The sequence below is a fragment of the Heliomicrobium gestii genome, assembly GCF_009877435.1.
GTDB lineage: Bacteria > Bacillota > Desulfitobacteriia > Heliobacteriales > Heliobacteriaceae > Heliomicrobium > Heliomicrobium gestii.
On record NZ_WXEX01000013.1, the window covers coordinates 113,871 to 136,940 of the forward strand.

The 23,070-nt window shown below is 57.1% G+C and carries 20 protein-coding genes and 1 riboswitch; of the genes, 17 read left to right on the plus strand and 3 right to left on the minus strand.

Going from position 1 to position 23,070, the window contains the following annotated elements; all coding sequences use genetic code 11:
• The first annotated feature begins 198 nt into the window (after nt 1-198).
• The 7 genes from scfB (at nt 199) to GTO89_RS14335 (ending at nt 10,233) form a co-directional block, all read left to right on the plus strand.
• The gene (gene scfB, locus GTO89_RS14305; RefSeq protein ID WP_161262775.1) at nt 199-1,719 is read left to right on the plus strand and encodes a thioether cross-link-forming SCIFF peptide maturase; all 1,521 of its coding nucleotides are present in this window, start codon (nt 199-201) and stop codon (nt 1,717-1,719) included.
• Entirely contained in the window at nt 1,674-3,812 is a 2,139-nt protein-coding gene (locus GTO89_RS14310) for a molybdopterin-containing oxidoreductase family protein (RefSeq protein WP_161262776.1), read from the plus strand. The genes scfB and GTO89_RS14310 overlap by 46 nt, the downstream gene beginning before the upstream one ends.
• Before the next feature lie 230 nt (nt 3,813-4,042).
• On the plus strand, nt 4,043-5,458 hold the full coding sequence (locus GTO89_RS14315) for a M23 family metallopeptidase (RefSeq protein ID WP_161262777.1): 1,416 nt from the start codon (nt 4,043-4,045) through the stop codon (nt 5,456-5,458).
• 190 nt (nt 5,459-5,648) lie between these two features.
• Complete coding sequence (gene trxB, locus GTO89_RS14320) at nt 5,649-6,965, plus strand: thioredoxin-disulfide reductase (RefSeq protein ID WP_161262778.1); 1,317 nt, start codon at nt 5,649-5,651, stop codon at nt 6,963-6,965.
• Between the two features lie 95 nt (nt 6,966-7,060).
• A riboswitch (guanidine-I (ykkC/yxkD leader) is annotated at nt 7,061-7,159 on the plus strand.
• A 138-nt stretch (nt 7,160-7,297) separates the two neighbouring features.
• A complete protein-coding gene (gene rarD, locus GTO89_RS14325; RefSeq protein ID WP_161262779.1) occupies nt 7,298-8,227 on the plus strand; it encodes an EamA family transporter RarD in 930 nt (309 codons plus the stop codon).
• Between the two features lie 129 nt (nt 8,228-8,356).
• Nucleotides 8,357-9,121, plus strand: coding sequence for a tetratricopeptide repeat protein (locus tag GTO89_RS14330; protein WP_161262780.1), 765 nt, complete (start codon nt 8,357-8,359; stop codon nt 9,119-9,121).
• Between the two features lie 251 nt (nt 9,122-9,372).
• Nucleotides 9,373-10,233 (plus strand): peptidase MA family metallohydrolase, encoded by an 861-nt coding sequence (locus tag GTO89_RS14335; RefSeq protein WP_161262781.1) that lies wholly within the window; start codon nt 9,373-9,375, stop codon nt 10,231-10,233.
• 106 nt (nt 10,234-10,339) lie between these two features.
• Here the strand turns inward: GTO89_RS14335 and GTO89_RS14340 are convergent, their stop codons facing one another.
• The gene (locus tag GTO89_RS14340) at nt 10,340-10,519 is read right to left on the minus strand and encodes a hypothetical protein (protein WP_161262782.1); all 180 of its coding nucleotides are present in this window, start codon (nt 10,517-10,519) and stop codon (nt 10,340-10,342) included.
• Nucleotides 10,520-10,737: 218 nt separating this feature from the next.
• Here GTO89_RS14340 and murA point away from each other — a divergent pair, with 218 nt between their 5' ends.
• From murA to GTO89_RS17465, 10 genes are all read left to right on the plus strand, one after another.
• On the plus strand, nt 10,738-12,003 hold the full coding sequence (gene murA / locus GTO89_RS14345) for a UDP-N-acetylglucosamine 1-carboxyvinyltransferase (RefSeq protein ID WP_161262783.1): 1,266 nt from the start codon (nt 10,738-10,740) through the stop codon (nt 12,001-12,003).
• 122 nt (nt 12,004-12,125) lie between these two features.
• Entirely contained in the window at nt 12,126-12,770 is a 645-nt protein-coding gene (locus GTO89_RS14350; protein ID WP_161262784.1) for a class I SAM-dependent methyltransferase, read from the plus strand.
• Nucleotides 12,748-13,665, plus strand: coding sequence for an MBL fold metallo-hydrolase (locus tag GTO89_RS14355; RefSeq protein ID WP_161262785.1), 918 nt, complete (start codon nt 12,748-12,750; stop codon nt 13,663-13,665). The genes GTO89_RS14350 and GTO89_RS14355 overlap by 23 nt, the downstream gene beginning before the upstream one ends.
• Before the next feature lie 95 nt (nt 13,666-13,760).
• The gene (locus GTO89_RS14360) at nt 13,761-15,095 is read left to right on the plus strand and encodes a S1C family serine protease (protein WP_161262786.1); all 1,335 of its coding nucleotides are present in this window, start codon (nt 13,761-13,763) and stop codon (nt 15,093-15,095) included.
• Nucleotides 15,096-15,263: 168 nt separating this feature from the next.
• Entirely contained in the window at nt 15,264-16,319 is a 1,056-nt protein-coding gene (locus GTO89_RS17185; protein ID WP_204758251.1) for a hypothetical protein, read from the plus strand.
• A gap of 24 nt (nt 16,320-16,343) precedes the next feature.
• The gene (gene rlmH, locus GTO89_RS14370) at nt 16,344-16,829 is read left to right on the plus strand and encodes a 23S rRNA (pseudouridine(1915)-N(3))-methyltransferase RlmH (protein ID WP_204758252.1); all 486 of its coding nucleotides are present in this window, start codon (nt 16,344-16,346) and stop codon (nt 16,827-16,829) included.
• Between the two features lie 62 nt (nt 16,830-16,891).
• Nucleotides 16,892-17,230 (plus strand): zinc ribbon domain-containing protein YjdM, encoded by a 339-nt coding sequence (locus GTO89_RS14375; RefSeq protein ID WP_161262787.1) that lies wholly within the window; start codon nt 16,892-16,894, stop codon nt 17,228-17,230.
• Between the two features lie 299 nt (nt 17,231-17,529).
• A complete protein-coding gene (locus GTO89_RS14380) occupies nt 17,530-18,984 on the plus strand; it encodes a DEAD/DEAH box helicase (RefSeq protein WP_161262788.1) in 1,455 nt (484 codons plus the stop codon).
• A 260-nt stretch (nt 18,985-19,244) separates the two neighbouring features.
• A complete protein-coding gene (locus GTO89_RS14385) occupies nt 19,245-20,192 on the plus strand; it encodes an IS1634 family transposase (protein WP_161262789.1) in 948 nt (315 codons plus the stop codon).
• On the plus strand, nt 20,122-20,874 hold the full coding sequence (locus GTO89_RS17465) for a hypothetical protein (protein ID WP_235920485.1): 753 nt from the start codon (nt 20,122-20,124) through the stop codon (nt 20,872-20,874). The genes GTO89_RS14385 and GTO89_RS17465 overlap by 71 nt, the downstream gene beginning before the upstream one ends.
• 324 nt (nt 20,875-21,198) lie before the next feature.
• Here the strand turns inward: GTO89_RS17465 and GTO89_RS14395 are convergent, their stop codons facing one another.
• The gene (locus tag GTO89_RS14395; RefSeq protein WP_161262790.1) at nt 21,199-22,083 is read right to left on the minus strand and encodes a hypothetical protein; all 885 of its coding nucleotides are present in this window, start codon (nt 22,081-22,083) and stop codon (nt 21,199-21,201) included.
• Nucleotides 22,084-22,868: 785 nt separating this feature from the next.
• The coding region (locus GTO89_RS17190) for a hypothetical protein (RefSeq protein ID WP_207708935.1) at nt 22,869-23,070 on the minus strand (202 nt) is incomplete at its 5' end.

Here is a 23,070-nt window from a genome sequence, read left to right on the forward strand (position 1 = left end):
CCCTCTATTCGCGACCTGAAACCGGATAGAGGGTTTTTTCTTCTTTCCCGAATGCTTCCCACTGAGCTGGAATTCCCCCGACGGGTTTGCGAAGATGTCCCGGCTGTTTCCCCGATGGCTCTTTTCGGTGTCCGCTATATTGCGGACCTTTGACGCTAAGATGAGTGACGATAAATAGTAAAGGTTGATGATGCAATCATGGCAAACCAAGCCGCTTCTCCCTGGTGGTCCGACCTGGCCGGCTACGATTTTTCGGCGCACCTCTTTCCCTTCGCCCATGGCGACGCGGCTTTTTGTTATGATGTGAACTCCAACTCGCTGCACCGTCTCGATAAAACGGCGTGGCAGGTGCTGGAGGCCTTGATGGTGGCCCAGGGCGACGGCGCGGCGGCGCGCGCGGCCCTGGTGGAAGCTGAGATGGACGGTGACACCGTTGACGAGGTGCTGGCCGAGCTGGGCGAACTGAAGGCGGCGAACATGCTCTTCACGGACGATCCGCTGGCCGATGGTTTTGCGCCCCAGTCGGCGGCGACAAACGTCGCCACTTCCGTCGCGACAGACGCCGCGACAGACGCGGAAAAAGCCGCCAGCGGTGTTCCCGCCGCCGGCGGCGCCATGGCCGATCCGATCGTCAAAGCCCTCTGCCTTCATGTGGCCCATGACTGCAACCTGCGCTGCGGCTACTGTTTTGCCGGCACCGGCCCCTTTGGCGGTGACCGCAGCCTCATGCCCGTGGAGACGGGGAAACAGGCCATTGACTTTTTGCTCGCCCATTCGCAGGGACGCCAGCATGTGGAGATCGACTTCTTCGGCGGCGAACCGCTGCTGAATTTTGATGTCGTCAAGGAACTGGTGGCCTATGCGAAGGCACGGGCGGCCGAGGAAGGCAAGATCCTGAAGCTCACCTTGACGACGAACGGGCTGCTGCTCGATGAGGAAACCGGCCGCTATCTCAACGACGAGGGCCTGTCGGTCGTCCTCTCCCTGGACGGCCGCCGTGAGGTTCATGACCGCATGCGCCCCTATGTGGACGGCTCGGGCTCCTATGACGACGTGGCCGCCAACCTGCTGGCCTTCGTTCAATCGCGGGGCGGCGAAGATTATTATGTGCGGGGGACCTTTACGGGCCACAACCCCGACTTTGCCGCCGATGCCCTCCATATTCACGATCTCGGCTTTCGCCACATCTCGGTCGAGCCGGTTGTGGCGGCGCCGGATATGGACTACGCGTTGCAAGCCGAACATATCGAGCGGCTCGATGAACAGTACCGCATCCTGTCCGAGGAGATTGTCCGCCGCAATCAAGCGGGCCAGCCGATCAACTTCTTCCACTTCCAACTCGACCTCGTCCACGGTCCTTGCCTGGCCAAGCGCCTCTCCGGCTGTGGCGCCGGCTTTGAATACATGGCCGTCGCCCCCAATGGCGACCTTTATCCCTGCCATCAGTTTGTCGGCCGCGACAACTACCGCCTCGGCAATGTGGCGACAGGGATGACCGGCCAAGCCATCGCCCAATCCTTTGCTGACGCCCATGTCTATCACAAAGAAAGCTGCCCCACCTGCTGGGCCCGTTTCCTCTGCTCCGGCGGCTGCCACGCCAACAACGAAGCGGCCACGGGCAGCCTGCGCATCCCGGCGGCGATGAGTTGTCACCTGGCCAAGATGCGCCTCAAGTGGGCGCTCTACGCCCAGGCGCTGTCCACGGGGACGGGGGCCTAATCGCAAACACCGGCGCGAGCCGGCGACCGGAGAGGGGGAACCGCACTATCAAAGGCACTGCACTATCGGCCTGTCCCTTGCCCTGTTACGACCTCTGTTCCTTTCGCGTCCATCTCGACGGCGAGCAGATCGTCCACATCGCCGGCAACCCGGACCATGCGGTGACGAAAGGTTTCGTTTGTTCCCGCGCCAAGGGGCTCTTGGAGCGTCATTACAGCCCCGACCGGATCGTCTCGCCCATGCGGCGCCAGGGCAGCCAGTGGCAGCGTATCCCCTGGGACGCGGCGCTCGATGAAATCAGCCGGCGGTTTACCGGCGCGATCGAACAGCACGGTCCCGCCTCGCTCCTGCATATCGACGGCGCCGGATCGGTGGGCGTCCTCAAGGGACTGGGCCGTCGCTTTTTTAACACCCTGGGCGGCGTCACCCGCCTGGGGGGCCTGGCCGCTCGCGATGTGGGCCGCGCCGCCATGCAGGCCGACTTCGGCGCGGCGGCCTCGCCGGCCTGGAGCGACCTGACGCGGGCGAAGACCATCTTCCTCTGGGGACGCAACCCCGCCGCGACGAACCTGCACCTGATCCCCTACCTGCAGGAAGCGCGGGAAAAGGGGGCCACGATCATCGCCGTCAACCCTGTTCGCCTGCCCTTGGAGGGCTTGATCGACGAGCAGGCGGCGATTCGACCGGGCGCTGATGTGTTGCTCGCCTTGGCCATGGCCTACGTCATCCTGGAAGAGCGTTGTTGGCAGGGCGACTTCGTGAGCGCCCATGTCAACGGGTTTGCCTCCTACGCGGAAGCGGTGGCTCACTTTTCGCCGGAGCAGACGGCCGAGGAGATCGGCGTCGATGCCGCCACCATCCGCCGCCTCGCCAATCTCTACGCCAAGGGGCGGCCGGCGGCGATCGTGCTCGGCGCCGGGCTGTTGCGCTACCGGGACGGCTATCTGGCCGTGCGCGCCATCGACGCACTGGCCGCCATCACCGGGCAACTGGGGATCGCCGGCGGGGGCATCCACCTGGCCAGCGAGGGCCATGAGATCGGCCGCGCCATCACCAGCGAGGACGAAGGGGCCGCCCTCACCATCGCCGCCAACGAACTGGCCGAGGCGATCCTGCGGCGAAAAGCCGCACCGACGACGGCAGAGCCGGCCATCGAGGTCGCCGTGATCCACGGCGCCAACCCGATCAGCCAGGCGCCGAACATGCAGCGCAGCATCGAAGCCTTTCAAGCCATCCCCTTCAAGGTGGCCATCGACTTTTATCTCACCGACACCAGCCGGCTCGCCGATATCCTGCTTCCGGCCGCCACCTCCTTTGAGGAAAGCGACCTCTTTCTCTCGCCCTACAACGATTACATTCACTATCAGCCGGCGATCGCGCCGCCGCGCGGACAGGTCTGGCCGGAATACCGCATCTGGGCGGAACTGGCCCGCCGGATGGGCGTCGACGGCGGTGATGAAGGAGCGTTTTGGGCGGCCGGGCCGGAAGTGTGGCTGGAGGGACTCCTGGCGCCCTACGGCGTGAGCTTGTCCGATTGGGCAGGCGGCGGACCTCGGCCCAACCCCGGCCTTCAGGTCATCCCTTTTCGGGAGGGCCGCTTTGCCACGCCTTCGGCCAAGGTGGAACTGGCCGGAGAAGGGAAGTTTAAACCGCTGCTTGAGCGGCGCAAGGTGATCCCCGTCCATCCGGGCCTTGAGCCCCAGGGCGATGACCGCTTCCGGCTCATCTTTGCCCATCGTCCCGGACGCCACAACTCCCAGTTGTGGGAGATGGAGGGCGACGATGCGGGGCTGGCCGACCTGGCGCTGCACCCGGATGACCTGCGGGGATTGAACCTCCGCCCTGGTGATGACGTGATCGTGGAAACAGCGTGGGGGAGCCTCCCCCTGTCGGTGCGCGCCGACGAGGGGATGCCCAGCCGGTGCGCCCTCCTATCGGGCGGCAAGCCCCTGCTTGACGGCGGCGGCGTCAACCTCCTGACCGGCGCCGCCATCGTCAATCGGGCCGCCGGCGACACCGATTCCCAGGTTATTGCCATCAATGAAACCTTTTGCCGGCTCCGAAAAATCGCCTTGGCGGAACACATCGGCTGAGTGAAAAGAAGAAATCCCTGATAGAATGCACATCAGGGGAATTTTAGGGTTTTCTCGACATGCTTTTCCATGCTATAATATTGACGGGTTTGTGAGGCGGAATATATTAGAAACAAATTCCAGTGATCACAAACACAACCGACGAGATCGGGTACCATCGGTTCGCTTTTCCAGCGGACCCATTAACATGTAGCCTCGACATCATGTCAGGGGTGGGAAAGGGGGCGCAAATGTCCAGGAAGGATTTCTTAGTGGACAAACTCGCCTGGTTCCAGGAAAAATGGACCGAATTGCGCACCAAGCCATTCGGCGATGGAACGGCTCAAGGAAATGACAGCAACCGCCTGAACGCGCTTCGTGTGAAACTAGACGAGATGAAACTGGAGATTCGCTCCATCGATCTCCAGAACTGGCGAGAGAGCAAGGGACTGATCTACATCGCCCAGGGGGCCGGCGTGCTCCTGCTGGTGGGCGCCATCTCCGCAGCGGCCATGACGGGAACAACGTCGCCGGTCGCCACGGCGCCGACGGCCGCCCAGGCGGTCACGCTGGCGGTGAAGGCCAACGGCATGGTGGATGCCTGCCGGATCGTCGTCGACGGTCAGCCGGTCATGGTGGTCGCCAGCCGCCAAGAAGCCGAACAAATGGTGAAAGACGCCATCAACTTCTTCTCCTACGGCCAAATCGGTCAAGGCGTCGAGTTGATCGATGTAAAAGTCAAGCAGCAGATCGCCTATGAAGACGCGGAAGTGCCGCCGGAGCAGGTGATTCCCAGCGATCAGGCCAAAAAGTTGCTCGTGGAAGGCAAAGGCGAAAAGATTCGCTATGTCGTCCAGAAAGGGGACACTCTTTGGAGCGTCGCCACCAAAAACGGCATGAGTTGGAATGAACTGCGCAAGGCGAACGCCCAACTGGTCAACGAGAACAAGCTGAAGATCGGCCAGGAGATCAACCTCACCCGGCCGGTTCACTACCTAAACGTCGTCAGCACATACAAGGTCGTCAAAGAAGAGAATGTGCCCTATCCGACGAAGGTCGAGAAGGATACATCGCTGAAGGTCGGCGCTGTGAAGGTCAAGCAGGAAGGCGTCAACGGCAAAAAGGTCGCCACCTACATTGTCAGCAAGGAAAACAACTATCAGTTTGACGAAGAACTGAAGGATGAAAAAACGCTGCAAGCCCCGGTCCAACGGATCGAGGCGCGCGGGGACCGTGTCATGGTCGCTTCCCGTGGCGGCAGCAGCTACAGCAGCGCCGGCGCCAGCTACAGCGGCGGCGGCAGCGGCACCCTGTCCTGGCCTGCCGGCGGACGTCGGATCACGTCGCCGTTCGGCTACCGGGGCCGCGAGTTCCACACCGGCATGGATATTGACGGCGAAACGGGCGATCCCGTGTACTCTGCCGCCGATGGTGTGGTCACCTTCGCCGGTTGGGCCGGTAGCTATGGCAAGTGCATCCTCGTCGACCACGGCGGGGTCACCACCCGCTATGCCCACCTCTCGCAGCTCTATGTCGGGGAAGGTCAGACGGTCAGCCGGGGCGCCAACATCGGCGCCATCGGCGCGACGGGACGCGCCTACGGCAGCCACCTGCACTTCGAGGTCATCGATGGCGGCGTGAAAAACCCCATGGCCTACCTGAAGTAATAACGGCAAGCTTTTGGCACAAGATCGTAAGGAGGACCCATTGACGGGTCCTCCTTTTTTTCGTAGCCGATCGGGCAACGGGCGCCCTGCAAGGCCATCGTCGCTTCGCTTGACACGGCCTTCACGATCCGCCTATAATAGGAGTCAACAGATACCCCTAATGGGTATAAAACGCACGGGAGTGAGCGCAATGATCGACTTTCCGTCGGTGCAGACCATCGCCATCGTGGGCTTGTCAGACAAAGCGGGCCGCGCCAGCCGTCATGTGGCCGAATACCTGAAGGAACAGGGATACCGGATCATTCCCGTCAACCCGACAGCGACAGAGATCCTCGGCGAAAGGTGCTATCCCGATCTTGCCGCTATCCCAGCGGACATCGAGATCGATGTGGTCGATGTGTTCCGCCGCTCCGAAGAGGTCCTGCCCATCGCCCAGGCGGCCATCGCCCGGGGGGCGAAAATCCTCTGGCTGCAGGAAGGCGTCGTCCACGAGGAAGCGGCCCAACTGGCGGAAAGCGCCGGCCTCACCGTCATCATGGACCGCTGTATGCTCAAGGAGGATCAGGCCTGGCGGAAAAAAGACCCGAAAGACATCTACGACGTGCTGATCATCGGCGCCGGCCCCTCGGGGCTGACGGCGGGCCTTTATGCGGCCCGGGCGGGACTGCGCACGGGCATCCTGGAAGCGGTCATGCCGGGCGGACAGGCGGCGACGACGGAACTGATCGAGAACTACCCCGGTTTTGACGCGCCCATCTCCGGCCCGGAACTGATGATGCGCTTCATGGCTCAGGCGCAGCGATTCGGCGCCGAACTGATCACGGAAGAAGTGACCCGGACGGCGCTGAGAGGCCACCTCAAGCGTGTCGAGACGACCAGCGGCGTCCGCTACGCCCGCGCCGTCATCATCGCCACCGGCGCTCAGCCGCGCCGCCTCGGCGTCAACGGCGAGGAAGACTTTCACGGGCGAGGCGTCTCCTACTGCGCCACCTGTGACGGCGCATTCTTCCGCGGACGCAAGGTGATCGTTGCCGGCGGCGGTAATTCCGCCGTCGAGGAGGCCCTGTTTTTGACCAAGTTTGCCACTGAGGTGACCATCGTCCACCGCCGCGACCAGTTGCGGGCGACAAAAGTCCTCCAGGATCGCGCCTTCCAGAATCCCAAAATCCGCTTCGTTTGGGATACGATCATCGAGGAGATCGCCGGCGACGCCGCTGTGGAAAAGGTGATCACCCGCAACCGCAAAACCGGCGAGGCCGGTGAGATCGCCTGTGACGGCGTCTTCGTCTTTATCGGCCACTCCCCGGCGGCGGACTTCCTCACAGACCCCTTGGAGCGGACGGAGGAGGGCTACATCGCTGTCGATGCCCACCTGGCCACCAACCTCCCCGGCGTCTTCGCCTGCGGCGATGTGCGCAACACGGTGTTGCGCCAGGTGGCCACGGCTGTCGGCGACGGCGCGGTGGCGGCCATCTCGGCAGAAAAGTTTCTTTCCGGACATGGTTGAAGGGAGCGGAACCGTTGGGTCTATTCCTCTCTCGGACGAACCCTGGGCTAACGACCCGGGGGTTGTGGCACACGGAAAATAGGAGTAAACTAGTCAGAGAAGTTTTCTAGGGCCTCGCGGCGATTCGCCGGTCTGGTTCGAGAGGAAACGCACAGGGCGGCCTGTGTACAGGGCGGGAAAAAAGCCCGGGAGGATATCTTCACGCGATATCTTCTCGGGCTCTGCTTTTTGGCCGTCGGCAAGCCTGTTTTTCCTGACCCTGATTCTGGTCGGTATTATCGGGCTGAAGGTGACCGGCCCCAACGTGTAAACAGGGAGAGGATGGGTGGACGATGGAAGCAGAAACAGCCCAAGACAAAGCGGCGCAGCGAAACACAGTCACAGGCGTCTACTACGCCCTGGCGGCCTACCTGGCCTGGGGACTGTTGCCCCTCTATTGGAAGGCCCTCGAAGGCGTTTCAGGGATGGAGATCCTGGCCCACCGGATCGGTTGGTCATTTCTCTTCGTGATGATGATCATATTCGCCACCGGCCAGTGGAAAACGATGAAGAGCGCCATCGGGAAAAGGGAAAACTGGTTCACGCTGATCACGGGATCGCTTTTGATCAGCGCCAACTGGTTTATCTACATATGGGCCGTGAACAATGGTCATATGGTGGAAGCGAGCCTGGGCTACTACATCAACCCGCTGTTGAATGTGGCCACTGGCGTATTGTTTCTGAAGGAGCGGCTGAACCGTGGGCAGATCGCCGCCATCGGCCTGGCCGCCGTTGGTGTGCTCTTTCTGACGGCCCAGTTTGGGCAGGTGCCCTGGATCGCCCTGTCGCTGGCGATCACCTTCACCCTCTATGGGCTGGCGAAAAAGAAGGTCAGCTTTGAACCGCTGATCGGGCTGGCTGTCGAAACGGCCATGGTGACGCCGCTGGCGCTCCTCTACCTGCTCTACCTTCACGGGCAGGGCGTCGACGCCTTTTCCGGCGGAACGGCGCTGGCGAGGACATTGCTCATGGGGGCGGGCGTCGTCACCGCCATGCCGCTGCTTTGGTTTGCCCAGGGCGCCCGGCGGATCCCCCTGTCGACGATCGGTTTCATCCAGTACCTCTCGCCGACGATGAGCCTGCTACTGGGAATCTTTCTCTATCACGAACCCTTTACGAACGTGCACGCCGTCAGCTTCACGCTGATCTGGTCGGCCCTGGTTATCTATTCCCTCTCTCACCTGAAAGGGATGCGGGAGGCGCGCCGGGCGGCCGCCGGGTGAGAGGGGGGCAACGAGCGCCCGACAGGAAAAACTTTACTCAGCGCCGCCGTCCTTTTATAATACGGCTAAGCGCAACCCCACTCGCCAAAGGGGCGAGGCCTTCGCCCCCATACAGAAAGGATGAGAGCCTTGGCTTCTGCATCTGCACAGTTCAAAAAGCAACGCCGGATCTACGCGATCGTGGCTTTGCTCGTCATCGCCGGTCTGATGGGCAGCACCATCATCTATTCCCTCACCACCCTGCGCGGCGCGCCGACGCCGTCACCGGCGCCGGCCCAGAACGACAACGCCTATCGGGAAAACCTGATCCAAACCTGGCAGGCCGACATCAAGACCCTCGAAGAGAAAGCGACGGCCGATCCGAAGAACGCCGCCGCCTGGCTGGAACTGGCCAACAGCCGGTACAATCTGGGCTCCCTCTACCGGACGAGCGGCGACAAGGAGGCCTCCCGCGACACCTTCCGCCAGGCCTATGAGAGTTATCAAAAGTCGCTGGCCTTGAAACCGGACGATGTCAACGCCCGTGTCGACGGGGCCACCGCCGCCTTTTACGCCGATCTCCTCGATGACGCCGAGAAGAACTTCAAGCTCGCCATTGAAAAGGATCCCCGTCACCTGAACGCTCTCTACAACTACGGCATCTTCCTCATCCAGGGCAGAAAAGACCCGGCTGCCGCCAAGGTCTACTGGCAGAAGGCATTGGATACGAACCCGCCGGAACAGGAGAAGGAGAGCCTGAAACAAATGATTCAGATGGCTGACGCCATGAGCCAGCCGGCGCCGAATGGACAATCCCCCGCGCCCTCGGGCTCTGGTGCGGCGCCGGGCGCCCCCGCCGCACCCGGTGGGCTGGAAACGCCTGATCTGAGCGGAGTCGGGAAACAGCAGCCCTAAGCGCGAGGGTGCATCCAGAAAGGCTGCGAGAGTTTCCTCGCGTCAGACGGGAGTACCAAACGAACGAACGGAACGATCAATAACGAACGATCCCCCCATGGACGCCGCCCTTTTTTCGGGCGGCGTTTCTTATTTTCCCTATCGACCCAGCAACCCCCATCCCCCGGAAGGGCGTTCCGTTGGTATAATGGACGGGCTTTTCGATCTTGCAAGAATGATTGCAATATAATAGAAAGGACCGGGGGAGAAACATGGGGGAATGGAAAATCGACCCGCGCCTGTGCTGGGCCACCGGGTTGTGTTTGTTTATTGTGCTCCTTTTGGCGCTCCGGACCTTTACCGTCAGTTGGCCCGCGATGAAAGCGGAAGGATTCGACTGGGTTCGGCAGTTCAACCGGCGGGAAGCCGAGCGGGACACGCGGCACTGGCATGTCTTGGAGGGACGCCATGTGACCTTTCGTTACTGTGACGACGATGCCGGTCTTGCCCCGGCGGTGCTTCGGGATACGGAGCGGATCTACCCGCAGGTGACGAAACTGGTGGGCTTCGATCCGGCAATCAAGCCGCTCGTCCTGCTCTATCCAGACCGGGAATCCTTCAACGGCGTCTTCGGCTGGAAAGACCAGTCGGCCATGGGCGTTTACTACGCCGGCGTCGTCCGGGTCCTGTCGCCGCGCGTGTGGAGTCGTGACGATGCCGATATGGCCGGTCCGATGGCCCATGAACTGGCCCACTTGGTCCTCGATTATCAGACAGGGGGCAATATTCCCCGCTGGTTCACCGAAGGGGTGGCCCAGGAGGCGGAACGCCGCCTCAGCGGCGTCTCACTGTCACAGCCAAAAGGCGACTGGGCGTCACGGCTCTATCCCTTTGCCGCCATGGACGGCGACTTCGACAGCCTGGAAGACCAGCGGATGGCCTACCGGCAGTCCCTGCTGGCTGTCGAGGTGATTGGCGACGCCGGGCCGGAGGCGCTGACCAGGACCATCGACGGGTTGAGCGAGGGGAAAACCGTTGCCGAGTCGATCACCGCGGCGACGGGCTGGACCTGGGAGCGCTTTGTCGAAAAGGTTCACGCCGCCGCAGACAAGGAAAGCCGGTCGAACAGGTAGGTAACTAGCGCAGGCCAAAAGGGAAGACCCCGCCGAGCCCCAAATGGGTGGGCGGGGTCTTCCTGTGAGCGGTGCGCGGGCAGGAGAAAGGCCTACTGGCAGTGCATCAGGCGTGGCGGTAGAAGGAGAGGACCGTCTCTTCAAAATGGGGAAAACAGTCGGCGCAGACATGCCAGCAAGCCAACTCCTTTGAGGAAGAACCCCATACCTGGAAAACCATTGTGCAAATCAACTCGACCACAGTGGAGCGTTGACAGATTTGACAGCGATCATCCTGGGAAGTCATGCCGATCCCCTCCTTCACAGCTTCCTCTTTTACGGAATATTCAGATAATATACGATATGGCCGCTTGCGTCAATGGTTTCATGGAAGAAAGAAAAAGCCTGCCAGCGGAAGCGGCAAGCAGGAATCCGGCCTGCCTAAGAGAATAAAAAGAAGAAGCATTGGCTTCTCGACCCCACACGCCGACGCCTTTGCCACAGTAGAAAGGGGAACGATGCTTGTTGGGCAAACTGTTGATTCAGGGGGGGACCCCCCTGGAAGGGCGCGTACCCATCAGCGGCGCCAAGAATGCGACTCTTCCCGTCATGGCCGCCTGCTTTCTGGCCCATGGCGAGACGATTTTGGAAAATATCCCGGAAATCACCGATGTGGATGTATTGATGGAGATTTGCCGCGAAATGGGCGGCGAAGGGGAGTGGCTGGAGCGAGGCGTCATCCGCTTGAACGTTCCCGACACGATCTCCAGTAAGACCTCGTACATACTGGCCAAACGGCTGCGGGCATCGAATCTCTTGCTGGGCTCGTTGGTGGGGCGCTTCGGCTGGGCCGAGGTGGCCCTGCCGGGCGGCGACAACATCGGCACCCGGCCCATGGATTTACATATTAAAGGCCTCTCCGTCCTCGGCGCGGAACTGAAGATCGAACACGGCTACATCCGTGGCGGTGTGGCCGGTGGCGGCAAGCGACTGAAAGGCGGCAAGATCTACCTCGACTTCCCCTCCGTGGGCGCGACGGAAAATATCATGATGGCCGCCGCCACCGCCCAGGGGCAGACGATCATCGAAAACTGCGCCAAGGAGCCGGAGATCGTCGACCTGGCCAACTTCCTCAACGCCATGGGCGCCCGCATCCGCGGCGCCGGCACCGACCTGATCCGCATCGATGGCGTGAGCGAACTGCACGGCACCCGGTATACGGTCATCCCGGACCGCATCGAGGCCGGCACCTTCATGATCGCCGCCGCCGCGACGCGCGGCCGCGTGTTGGTGGAGAACGTGATCCCCACCCACCTCCACGCCATCGCCTCGAAGCTGCGCGAGATCGGCGTCCGCGTCGAAGAGGGTGACGACCAGATCTTTGTCGACGGCACCGGCGAATTCCGGCCTGTCGATGTAAAAACGCTTCCCTATCCTGGCTTCCCCACGGACATGCAATCCCAACTGATGGCATTGCTTTCGACAGTCAACGGCATCAGCATGATCGTCGAAAACGTCTATGAGAACCGCCTGCGCGTCGTCGATGAGCTGCAGCGTATGGGCGCCCAGATTAAGATTGAAGGCCGCACCGCCGTCATCGACGGCGTGAAGGGGCTGTCAAGCGCGCAAGTGAAAGCCTCAGACCTGCGGGCCGGCGCGGCGCTGATCATCGCCGGGCTTATGGCCGAAGGTGAGACAGAGGTCGCCTGCCTCCACCATGTCCTGCGCGGCTATGAGCGGCTCGAAGAGAAGCTGCTTGCCCTGGGCGCCCGGGTGAGGCGGGTCTCCTAAGTCCGGCAACCGTTTCCCGCTCTCTTGATTCGCACCCTGATTGAACCACCCTTTCGCTCATCCTACTCTTCACCATCTGCACCCTACTTCCACCACCCATCACAGAAAGAAGGAAACAACCGTTGCTGCGGGTTACTGAACCGATCGCCGTACCGGGCGGTCCTGTGCTGACCTTTACCCGGATCGGCAATGTGGACGATCTGATCTCTGCCGCCCAGGAGGAAGATGAACTGCCCTTCTGGGCGGAACTCTGGCCAGCCTCCCTCGGCCTGGCCGCCTACCTCTGGCAGCAGGTGGACATGCAAGACCGTCCCGTCCTGGAACTGGGCTGCGGCCTCGGCCTCTCGGGCATCGTGGCCGCCTTGAAAGGCGCTGATGTGGTCCAGACGGACTTCATCGGCGCGGCGCTGGAACTGGCCGGGGAAAACGCCGCCCAGAACGGCGTGGCCACCGAGCGGGTCTGGGCCGACTGGCGGCGCTTTCCCCCGATGGGCGATTTCTCGCTGATCATCGGCTCCGACATCCTCTACGAACGCGCCTTGCACGATGACCTGGAAACGATCCTGACGACCCACCTGGCGCCGGGGGGCGAGTTCATCGTCGCCGACCCGGGACGGGAGTGGGCGACCCTGTTTTTTGACCGCCTCGACGCCGGCGCCTGGCAGCGCGACCTGGCGATCATCCCGATCCTGTTGGACCAGAAAGAATACGCCATCCGGATCCACCGGTGGCGGCGGAGGAAGCATGCGGTACACGACCATTGCTAGCGGTTCCAGCGGCAACTGCGCCTATGTGGAGAGCAAACAGACACGGTTGCTGGTGGACGCCGGGCTGACCGGCAAGCAGGTGGAAAAGGGATTGGCGACGGTCGGCGTCGATCCCCGGACGATCGACGCCATCGTGGTCACCCACGAGCACATCGATCACATCCGCGGCGTCGGCGTCCTGGCGCGTCGCTACAAACTGCCCGTCTATGCCAGCGAAGGCTGCTGGAAGGGCATGGAGAACGCCATCGGCGATGTGCCGGAGGCACAGGTCCGCCTGATCGACGCGAACAAGAAGGTGACCCTGAAAAACCTGGAGATCGAAGCCTTCGCCACCCCCCACGATGCGCGCGAGCCCATCGGCATGACGGTCGATGACGGCGACAGTCGCCTGGGCATCGCCACTGACATCGGCTATGTCACCCGGGGCATGGGCCGCCGCCTTATGGACTGCCAGGGGTTGATCTTTGAGGCCAACCATGACCCGAAGATGCTCCAGACCGGTCCCTACCCGGCCCACCTAAAACGCCGCATCGCCTCGGACAAGGGCCACTTGTCCAACCCGGACGCCGGCGAGGCCCTTGTCAAGCTCTGCGACGGCGGTGTCCGGCAGGTGCTATTGGCCCACATGAGCAACGAAAACAACCGCCCGGACCTGGCCGTTCACACGGTCGAGGCCATCCTGGCGGAGCATGATCATACAGTGACCGTGGTCGGCGACTTCGCCCCACCTGCCGTGGTGGGTCTGGAAGGCGTCCTGGCCGTGGCCGAACAGCGCGCCTTGCGCTGGAACCCATCGGGCGCGCAACGCAGCGGCAACCCAGGCTGCAATCGCCCTGAACGGGTGCGCCTTTCTGTGGCGCCCCGGTATGAGCCCCATCCCCTGGAGGAAATCTAGCAAAAAAGCGGTTTTGCCGGCCCGCGCGCTCGTGTTCGAACCTGCGAGCAAGCGAGTGATCGTGAGCCTCCGTTGCCGGAGACGCAAGCGCAGCCATGCCGGTGAACCACACCGCCTATTGCGACAACCGATTCGAATGGAACGGACAGTTTCGAAACGGAGGAACGACGGCCATGAGTTACTTCGACGAAAAGGGTCCTTACCGCGAGACCCCCACGAATCCAAGCTCCTACAACAGCCCAGACCAATCGACGAGCAACCTTGGACAAGGCCCCTACGGCGGCGGTTACCCCTCCGGTCCCTACGGAAAGCCGCCGAAACGCGGGCGCGGCCTGTTCTCCTACTTTGCCGTGGCCTTGGCCGCCGCCATCTTGGGCGGCTACATCTCCCAGTATTTCGCTCCCCGTACGCCGATGCCCGAACCGAGCACGCCGCCGCCCGCCGGCTACGCCTTGCCGCCCCAGGTGGCCAACCCGGCCGAGGTGGCCGTCGATGGCACCCGCATCGTCCAGGTCGCCCGCGCCGTTGGTCCGGCCGTCGTGGGCATCTCCAACCGGGTGCGGGTGAGCCAGTTCTTCCGGGGCAACCGGATCGAGGAACAGGGCAGCGGTTCCGGCGTCATCTATGACGGCGCCGGCTACATCGTCACCAACCACCATGTCGTCGCCGGCGCCGCCGAACTGGTCGTCACCCTCACCGACGGCCGGACCGCGCCGGCCACCTTGGTCGGCTCCGACCCGAAAACCGATTTGGCCGTCATCAAAGTCAACATGGAAAACCTGCCGGTGGCCAAGTTCGGCGACTCATCCAAGCTTCAGGTCGGGGAAATGGCCGTGGCGATCGGCAACCCCGGCGGGAAAGAGTTTGCCGGCTCGGTGACCCAAGGCATCATCTCGGGATTGAACCGCCAACTCAATACATCGGAAGGGTACGCCTTCAACCTGATCCAGACCGACGCCGCCATCAACCCCGGCAACTCGGGCGGCGCTCTTTTAAACGCCAACGGCGAGGTCGTCGGCATCAACTCGATCAAGATCGCCGTCGAGGGTTTTGAAGGCATGGGTTTTGCCATCCCCTCCAACCAGGTCATGCAGATCGCCAACGAACTGCGCTCGAAGGGCAAGGTCTCCCGGGCCGCCCTCGGTGTGACCCTGATAATGGATGTCGACAAAGAACTGGCCCGCAAGTACAATTTGATTGTGGACTACGGCGTTGTCGTCAAACCGTCGCCTGGCGGCCCGTCCCAGAAAGCGGGCATGCAGAACAACGACATCATCATCGCCATCAACGACAAGCCGGTCCGCAACCGGATGGAACTGCAAAAGGAACTGTACAACTACAAGGTGGGCGATACGATCAACGTGACCGTCGTCCGGGAAGACCAGAAGCCGACCCTCTCGGTCACCCTTGGCGAACTGGCGCCGCAGTAAGCCGATTCAAAACGAATAAAGGGGTTTAAGACAAACTGACGGCAGCGCCCTATAGTGTGAAGCGAAAAAAGAACTCCGGCTGGATGGCGCTCTTGCGGAAATCCGGTCCGGAGTTCTTCTTGGAAACCAAAGAGACATGATTGAGAAGATGAAAGGCGGATGCAAGGTATGGCAGAGGATATGCACGGCTGCGCCCAAAACGGGCAGTGCGATGGACAAGATCACCAGGATAATCATGGCCACGGCGCAGCATGCCAGGGACACGGCCATGACGGCCACGGTCACGGCGACAGCCACGGCCACGACGCCCACGGCCATGGCGAAGGGGCGGAAAAATCGCAACCCTCCTCCTGGGGCTGGGTGCCCTTTTCGCTGATTCTCTCGGGTCTGCTGACCTTCGGCTTGATGCCTGTTGTGGCCTACCAGGGCGTCCCCGCCTCGGCCAAACAGCAACTGCAGCCGGTGCAGGCCCAGACCGTGGCCGAACAGGAAGTCATGGCCGCCGTCAAGGATGCCCTGACCAACCGGTTCAAAGCCTACATGACCGGTGACATGAAGCTGTTGGAAAAATCCTTCGGCAAAGATGGCGTGGGCGACGCGCTGCAGGAAGAAAAAATGGTCTTTGCCGAGATGGTGAAGCAAGTCAAAGACGCCAAACTCAAAGGCGACGTGAAAGTGGAAGTGGCCCCCTATAAGATCGATGTGGACGGCAACAAAGCCCACGTGCTCTTCCGCTACATGGCGATGATCGGCAATGATCAGCCGATCATGTCGGCCCGCATCTGGGACCTGTCCAAAACGAAAGAAGGCTGGAAAGTCGTCGGCAACAGCGCCTTCGTCGACAGCCCCGCCACCGCCAAGGTGGTCAAAGAGGCGAAAGCCTTCCTCACCGACCTGAAGTTCAACCACACCCAAGAACTGCGCGGCCCCTGGGACACGTCCAATGACCCCCTGAACGCAGTCACGGCCAAGAACATCAAAGCCCTGGCCGGTAAAGGCGGCAGCTGGCAAGTAACCAACGTGACCCTGGGCGATTTGATGACCATGCAGTCCGTTCCCTTCCCCGAAGACGCCAACTGGGCCCGCATCATGATCCAGAACGACGAGACCCAACAGAAGTTCGTGCTGATCATGGCCAAAGTGCCTGAGGGCAAGGGCGTCTTGGCGACGGAGAAATGGAAAGTGTATGGACTGGTGACAGAGAAGGAATACTTTGCCCAGTAAGGGCGAATGGAAGAGGTTTAGACGATGCTGCATATCCGCATTGTCGCCGTCGGGAAACTGAAAGAGAAGTACTTGAAAGAAGGCCTCCAGGAGTATATAAAACGCCTGGGGGCCTATTCCCGTTTAGAGATCATGGAGGTTCCCGACGAGAAAGTGCCGGACAAGCCTTCCGATACGGAAGCAGAACTGATCAAGCGAAAAGAAGGCGACCGCCTGCTGGCGGGGGCCGGTGAAAAAGACTTTATTGGCGTAGCTTTAGACCCCCGAGGAGAAATGTGGTCGACGGAAGACCTGGCAGAACAGATGCGAGGATGGGAGTTGTACGGGCCGAACTTGGTGGTGTTCTTTATTGGGGGGACGTTGGGGCTTTCCAAGGAAGTGCATGCTGCTTGTAAGGCAAAGTGGTCCTTGTCGCGGTTGACCTTTCCCCATCAGTTGGTGCGGCTGATTTTGTTGGAGCAGGTGTATCGGGGGTTTAAGGTGAATCGGGGGGAGACGTATCATCGCTAACGGCGAAACATTCGGCTTCTGTGACGATTAACAAGCGGTAAACGATTGGAGAAAGCAAAATTATGAGCACTTTGCCTAGCTGCCCAAAATGTAATTCCCAATATACTTATGAAGATGGGAACCTCTTGATCTGCCCGGAATGCTCCCATGAGTGGACGGTAGGATCAGAAACCGAACAAATTCAAGAAAAAGTTGTCAAAGATGCAAATGGGAATGTACTGGAGAATGGGGATTCGGTTAGTGTAGTTAAAGATCTCAAAGTAAAGGGAAGCTCTTCTGCTCTGAAAATGGGTACGAAGGTTAAGAACATACGATTAGTTGAAGGTGATCACAATATTGATTGTTATATTGATGGTTTTGGAGCTATGAAGTTAAAATCTGAATTTGTTAAGAAGATATAGAAGGCGGATTGCTGCACTTCGTCTCACGCGAAGTGTTAACCTACCACCGCTAAACGGCCATAGGGTCTCAACCTTCGCGTAATGCAGGGTTGAGGCTTCTTTTTTTGTCGTATGTTTCTCCTAACAGTTACGGCAATCCGTTGTCTCCTGTCAAGGCGCTAGTGTTCTTACTGTGCGATAAAACTGGTTTTTTCACAAAATAAATAGCGCCGTGACACAACGTATACTCGCATGATAAACAGAAAATCAGGTATGCTATTCATGAATAATAAACTAAGTTACAGAATGGGGTTCATGTTATGGACAATAGAAGCGTTGCATCCTACGGTCTTGGCGAAGAAATCGTAAAAGCCTTAAAAAGCATGGGATTTGAGACCCTGACAGAAGTACAGCAACAGGCGATTCCTTTGATTCTTAACGATAAGGATATTATCGTGAAATCCCAGACAGGCAGTGGGAAGACCGCAGCGTTTGCCATTCCTCTTTGCGAAAAGATGGAGATAGAGCAAAAGAACCCCCAGGTGTTGGTTTTGACGCCCACCAGAGAATTGGCTGTTCAGATCAAGCAGGATATCGCCAATATAGGGAGATTCAAAAAGATCCGGTGCGCAGCTGTATATGGTAAGCATCCCATAGAATTTCAAAAAAGAGAGTTAAAACAGAGGGTCCACGCCATCGTAGGCACACCCGGCAGAACCTACGATCATATCGAAAGAAAAAATTTCATTCTCGATGAGATCCGGTATCTGGTGATTGATGAAGCGGATAAGATGCTGGATATGGGTTTTATCGAACAAATTGAAGCGATAATAAAAATGTTGCCCCCAAATCGGGTGACTCTGTTGTTCTCCGCGACAATGCCGGAAAAAATCGTTGCCATATGTGATAAATACATGCGCAGTTCTGAAAAAATTGAGGTAAAATCGGAAAATCCCACTACCGATAAAATCAAGCAGTATTACTATGAAGTAGACGAAGAAGACAAGAGTAGTCTTTTGAATAAGATTATCTACACCCAAAGACCGGAAAGTTGTATTGTTTTTTGTAATACCCGGGAGCAGGTAGATGCAGTATTTAGCAAAATGAAGCATAAAGGCTATCTCTGCAGCAGCCTGCATGGCGGCATGGAACAGAGAGAACGACTGATGACCATTCAAAAGTTCAAAAGAGGCGAATTCAGATTCCTTATTGCTACCGACGTTGTGGCACGAGGTATTCACATTGACGATATTGCCCTCATCATCAATTATGATGTTCCGATGGAATGTGAAAGCTATGTTCATCGTATAGGTAGGACAGGCCGAGCAGGGAATGAAGGCACCGCCCTCACTTTCGTAACGCCCCGTGAGCACAGGTTTTTTGCGGAGATAGAAGAATATGTGCAGTATAAGATACCGAAGAGGGAACTGCCGACCATGGAAGAAGTGGAAAGCGGGAAGCGGATTTTTGAGAAGAGCAGGAATGTAAAGTCGAAACGAAAACTGGATGTAAGTGAACATCTCAATAGAGAGATCATAAGAGTCCGGATCAATGCCGGAAAAAAGACGAAAATGAGACCGGGAGATATCATGGGTGCGCTAACCAGCATTAGCGGTGTCGATGCAGGGGATGTGGGGATTATCGATGTCCAGGACACTTGTTCTTATGTTGAGATTCTCGGGGGGAAGGGAAAACTGGTTTTGGATGCACTACCAACCACAAAGATAAAAGGGAAACTGCAGAGTATCAGGGAAGTAGGTCATTCCAGTCGATAGCTCCCACCGTACAGGCGGTTCTTGTCTCTTTAGGTTATGGATTCTAGATTTTCAAATCATGTTAACCCGCGAAAGACGGAGTTTGTACACTTGAATACAGTGTCTTTGACTCTGCTTCAACCTGTTCACGCTTGTTGAACTCGGTTTCAACACCCCTCCCCGGGGTGTTTTAACTTTTTAGTGAAAATAGGATCCATTTAAAGGAGTAGCTGATTTTTTGTCGAATCATCTTCCTCAAAAGGAATGTAGGGGGATGTCCGATGGATCACGTCACCAATTCGGATACCGTAGATGTGCTTTCGGTAGGCGGAATGCCGATCTTCGCGGAGTACTGTCGAGAACTCGGGATCCGCGAAATCGTTAACGATATGCTCCGATGGGACAAAGAGCAGTGGTCCGCCACGCCCGGGGACTTGATGGTGACCATGCTGGTCAATCTGATGGCGTCCCGGACACCCCTGTACTTGATTCGCAAGTTTTACGAAAACACGGATTTGGATTTGATCTTCGGGCCGGGCGCGCTTTTGCTGGACGCCTTGCACGATCGGCACTTCGGTCTCTTGCTGGATCGGATGTACGAGGCGAATCCGCAGCATGCTTTTGATATGGTGTCCACTGTCTCCGTGGTCCGCCACGGCATTGATCTGCGCCTCCACTCTGATACAACGTCCCAAAGCGTGTATGGAGCCTATGAGGGTGAAGGGGAATTGTCGATCACATACGGCTACAGCAAAGATGGGCGACCCGATCTCAAGCAGTTCCTTTATGGGCTGGTTGTCGCGGAAGGGGTTCCCGTGGCGGGGAAAGTGATGGACGGGAACCAATCGGACAAGACGTGGAAACGTGATGTGATTGACGAATTGGCCGGCCTCGTCGAGCACCATGTCAGCCAAAAGGTCATGTATATCGCCGACTCCGCGCTGGTGACCTTGGAGAACCTGAAGCGTCTTCATGATGTGCAGATGCTCTTTGTCACGCGCCTTCCGGGAACTTATCAACTGACCAAAACCTTGAAGCAAGCGGAAGAGAAGACAAACGATTGGACGAATGTCGGCGCCATCTCCGACAAACCCGACGCCGCCACGTATCGTTTATGGGAAACGACCGACGAACTGGATGGCCGGACCTATCGCTTCTTTGTCATCCATTCCAGTTCTCTCGCTGGCAAAAGCGGCGGCAAAGCTGCAAAAACACCTCTACGCCTGTGAAGCGGACGCGCAGGCTGAGTTCCTGTCTGCCTATGCCACGGCACTGCATTCGCTCTCGGCGGAGGTGGCGGCGATTCAGCAAGAAAAAACCACCCGTGCACGTGGCCGCCGTTCGGCCGGATTCGTGCCCGAACATGAGACCAAGTGGCAGGTCTGCGTCAGTGTGGGAGACATTGACAAGGCGCGACTGGCCGCCGCGCAGCGAAGAGAAGAGACCTTTATCCTTATGACCAATGACACAACGGAAGATGCCGTGGAGATCCTTCGCCGGTATAAAGGGCAAATCACTGTCGAGGACCGATTCCGCTGGCTCAAAGATCCCGCCGTGGTGGAGCAGATCTGGCTGAAAACGCCGAATCGCATCATGGCCCTGGGTTATGTGTTTCTCATCGGCTTGCTGATCTACAGCCTACTGGAGCGCAGGCTTCGGCAAAACATGGCTCGAGAGACGAAGCCGATCCGGCTCCCCGGAAACCGCTTATCCAAATCACCGACAGCGGCATCGTTTATGCAGCTGTTTTCCGATGTGGTCATCCTGATCAACCCACAGACGGATGGCACCGTTCGTCGTGTCATGCCTCGTCGATTTGACACTCCGGAACTGCGACGTGCAGCCTCGCTAGCAGGGATTGAATTTACGCGGTTTACACTTCCGCCGGAAGTTCAACATTGTAATTCTTAAATCATAGCGGCGATTAAACTTAATTTGAATTCGTTGGCGGAGCACTTTGGAGGCGTCGAAAATGGGTGATAATTAAAGTGTGTGACCCCCCTTTCCAACCATAAAGTGAAGCCCCTTCCATGGTCGTGTTCAACGAATTCTACCATAGGAGGGGCTTTCCTTCACTGTTTGTTTTTTGGGGTGTAGTTAAGTAAACGTTCCCCTAAAATTTTTTAGGTAGAATACCGGTTCCTATCGAGCTCACAGGAATCGGATACATCGGTTTTGTCAGGTAATAATAGCAAAATATGACCTTACTACGAGTGGACAGAAGAACTATGCCTTCTACTGCAATTCATCGACTATCTGATAGTAATTTTTGTTTTCAATTCTTAAAGCATAATGGTCTTCAATAACTATTGCAACTTCTGATTGATTGTCTTTAGTAATCCTTCCTATGCAGCATATAAGCGGATTCTGACCAGATACTTTGACTACCTCTATATATTGTCCATAGAAATCTAAATTGTCGTACTGAATTCGATTTTTAGCAGCAAAGGCCTCACTGAATAAAATGCGCCCTGTTTTTCCGCTAGTTGTTTTTAGTAGAATATATGGATAATCTATACCCTTAGTTAGCCCTTCTGCTTCCCCACAAATACATTGAACACTACCATAGTCAAATTCGTTAAGTTCATCGAGGGTTTTTCGGTATACATTTGGTTCTTTTTCGCCCCGTACAGTTGCACCGTCAGCTACTAATCCTGCATGTCCGCTAGGTTGAAGTGTTGGATCGATCCGACCTCTTGAACTAGGCCGCTTTTTTCCTTCATCTTCAGAAGGAGGTTTTTTCTTAAACTTATCAGGGTGTCTTATCCTATCAAATGCGTTTCGCAAAACATTTTTCATATGATCTTCTGAAATGCTATAGTATATATCGGGGCTCTTTCTACGATATGATCGCTCTCCTAACTCGTGGTCTACAAAGTAAGGACAATCGCTTATATGTTCATTTACGACTTGTCCATCAACCACTTTTGATTTCCATGTTCTAAAGTAGGTTACTTTATCACCAGAGACAAATAGTATTCTTGCTTTACAAGTTTCATTTGGACAAAATAAAAAACCTTTTAACTTTGTTTCGTATAATTCTTCGGTTACCTCTGTCAGATTGTACTTTTGTTCAAGCCCATCTTTCCTAAAAATTACCCTTGTTATCTTTCGAGCCATATACTCACCTCTACTTCACGATTAACGTATATTGAGTGAGATAAACAAAATTGATTTTCCTCTTTTTTCAAAAAATATCGAGAACAGATGAATTAATTACAGAATCTTTAGATTATGATACCATGTTAAGTAATAATTTTCAATGTTATATTACAACAACAAAGCCACCAGATCTCAAATAGTTCTAAACTGGGCTAGCGCAGAAGGGGTTCTTGTCGCGGGGAAATTCATGGACAGAAAAAAACCCGAAAAACCTGGACCCGATGTGATTGAAGAGTCGACCTACCTCGTTGCGTGCCATGTCAGCCAATAATAATTGATGTATATCGCCGATTTGTTTTTGGTGACAGTACCTAAAGTTTCTCCATAATGTGGTGATACTCATTGTCACTTCCGGGAACATATGATGGCCAAATTCTTCAAGCATGCGGCAAAGCAGACAAACGATTGGGCGAATATGGGTGCCATCTCCCGACAAACCTGATGCGGCCATGTACCATTTAAGGGAAACGACCCACGAACTAGATTACCGAACCTATAACCAGCTCCCATGCCGGACAAAAAGTAGTGATCCGGAGCATCAGTTGAATCGAGGAAAGAAGTTCTGGTAAAAGCAGCAGTAAAGCAACAAAAATACTTGTACACTTGTGTATCATTTCCTATCGGCCAACGTCGTTGCGATTTAGCAGGCCCTTAATATTTTCTTGGATAGCAACCGTTACACAAGATGCAAATCGAAGTAATTAACGTACTAATATGTATTAGCGACAAAGCATCAGAACATTTTATCTTATAAGACACCTTTGTGGAATTTTCCTGCGTGCTTTGTTCCTAAGCATTAGACTATATTCTTTCGAACCTTTTTCTTTTTTTGTCAGTAACAAACTAATCGCTAAACTCAGCTCTTCATTAAGCGTGAATGTATCATTTTTTTGGTTTCTCGCTATTTTGTGTGGGTTGGCAATTACAGAAATACTAAAATGGGGT